General features: G+C 44.2%; 1 protein-coding gene and 1 pseudogene. Both read right to left on the bottom strand.

Features of this window, described 5'->3' with window-relative positions:
- A pseudogene (locus ACWHAR_RS29380) lies at nt 1-155 on the bottom strand (pectate lyase); the annotation flags it as partial.
- Between the two features lie 190 nt (nt 156-345).
- The coding region (locus ACWHAR_RS29385; protein ID WP_452088731.1) for a general stress protein at nt 346-604 on the bottom strand (259 nt) is incomplete at its 5' end.

Raw genomic sequence — 604 nt, forward strand, 5'->3', positions numbered from 1 at the left:
TTTGAGGACGATGCTTTTGATCCGCCTGTCGTGCCGCTCGAGTACGCGCCCCAGCCATCATTGGATCCCAACGTCTGGTGGCCTAAATCAGCTGCGTTCGCGCCAGCTGGAGTCAATCCTAAAAACAAAGCCGTAGCTAACATTACTTTTTTCATCCACTATGTACCCCCATTTTCTATTTTGTGAGATTTTATTCCAATTTATCACAAAAATATAATAGCAAATGGAGGGACATTCAGAACCGAAAATGTTCCGCTATCCTATTGCGGCATTCTGCAAAATACCACCGCAAAGACCGCAAAAAAACCAAAAGGCCGTCATTGGCCTTTTGGTTTTTTCCTTGCTTTATGCCCAAGCTTTCACTTTTTCGTTATCTGTCACAAAGAGAAGCACTTTTCCTTCATCTAAGCGTTTTTCAAATTGAGCGGCTTCATCTTCAGAAAAACCGATTTCGTGAATTTTATTGCGGAGCTCGTCTCCTTTTTTATTGAAGATATTTCCCACCGCGTGCTTGAAACCTGTTTCTTTGGCTCCGATCGTGTTGGCGTTCGTGTTGTCAGCCAGGCGTTCCGTTCTGTCATCGTCGTGAGCTAAGACGTATACA

This window comes from Bacillus sp. LR--39 (genome assembly GCF_053613335.1).